General features: G+C 71.9%; 1 protein-coding gene. It reads left to right on the top strand.

From position 1 onward, the window contains the following. Nucleotides 1–219: 219 nt before the first annotated feature. A complete protein-coding gene (locus tag MFF40_RS28280) occupies nucleotides 220–1314 on the top strand; it encodes an IS110 family RNA-guided transposase (protein WP_238263133.1) in 1095 nt (364 codons plus the stop codon). Nucleotides 1315–1333 lie beyond the last annotated feature (19 nt).

The following is a 1333-nucleotide window of genomic DNA, read 5'->3' as shown; positions in this document are numbered from 1 at the left end:
CCTTGTATTAGCGAATCATGTCAGATTGCCCCTGTCCCGCGAGGGATGCCGGCTCTGGGGTGGCCACCCCAGAGCCGGCGGCGACTGTCGGATCGTTGGCACCTGAGCCTGTGGCCTGCGCCGCGGGCTGGTCCTGAGCAGGATCGCAGTCGCCCTCTTCATCGGACCCGGATGGTTGATTGAACGCCCGGTTCGCATCGCAAGGATGGGACGACGAAGATGGCTCACTCTAGCAAACCCCGACGCCAAGCCAAGACCGCACCTACGAGCACACCCAAACCCACATCCAAGGGAGCACCCGAGAGCAGGCCAGAGAGCAGGCCCGAAGCCGGTACGCGGCCCGTAGCCGGGATCGATGTCGGCAAGGCGTTCCTGGACATCGCCCTGCATCCGGCGCCGCCCCACGGCTCGCCCGCCAAGCCCGGCAGCAAGCCGTGGCAGGTGGCCAACACCGTCGAGGGCTGGGACGCCCTGGCCGCCCAACTCACCGCCGCCGGTGTCACCTGCATCGGCCTGGAAGCGTCAGGCGGCTACGAGCGCGGCGTCGCCGATGCCCTGCGCGCCCGCGGCTTGGAGGTCCGCCTGCACCAGCCCCTGCAGGTCAAGGCGTTCGCCGAGATGCATCTGCGCCGGGCCAAGAACGACCGCCTCGACGCCCGGCTGATCGCCGCCTTCACGGCGCTGCGGGCCGAATACCAGGACGCCCGGGCCGCCCCCGACCCGCGCTTGCGCGCCTTCGCCGACCGCTTGGTGTTCATCGACCAGGCGATCGAGGATGCCGGCCGGGCGAAGCTGCGCCTGGAGCACCAGCTGGAACCGCGCCTGCGCCGCCAGCTGGAGGCCGATGCCCGCCGGGCCGGCGACCGCGCCGCGCGCGAACTCGCCCGCCTGGCGGCCGAGCTGCGCGCCCAGCCCGACCTGGCCGAGCGGCTCGACCTGCTGCTGTCGATCCCGGGGCTCGGCGAGAAGACCGCCCTGCGCCTGGTCGTGCAGATGCCCGAACTCGGGCGCCTGTCGCGCGAGCAGGCCGCCAGCCTGGCCGGCCTCGCCCCGTTCGACCACGACAGCGGCAAGCACGTCGGCGAGCGCCACATCGCCGGCGGTCGCGCCCGGGTGCGTACCGCCCTCTACACCGCCGCCCTGCCGGCGTCCTACCGCTGGAACCCCGCCCTCGTCGCCCTGCGCACCCGCCTCCAGGCCCGCGGCAAGACCCACAAGCAGGCCCTCATCGCCTGCGCCCGAAAGCTGCTCATCTACGCCAACACCGTCCTCGCCCGAGGCACGCCATGGCGTCCCGCCACCGAGTGCGCATAACGGTTGCTCAGGATGAGGG

The sequence above is a fragment of the Methylobacterium mesophilicum genome (assembly GCF_022179445.1).
GTDB lineage: Bacteria > Pseudomonadota > Alphaproteobacteria > Rhizobiales > Beijerinckiaceae > Methylobacterium > Methylobacterium mesophilicum.
The sequence above is the reverse complement of the archived record's forward strand: the minus strand, read 5'-3'. Positions and strand labels throughout refer to the sequence as shown.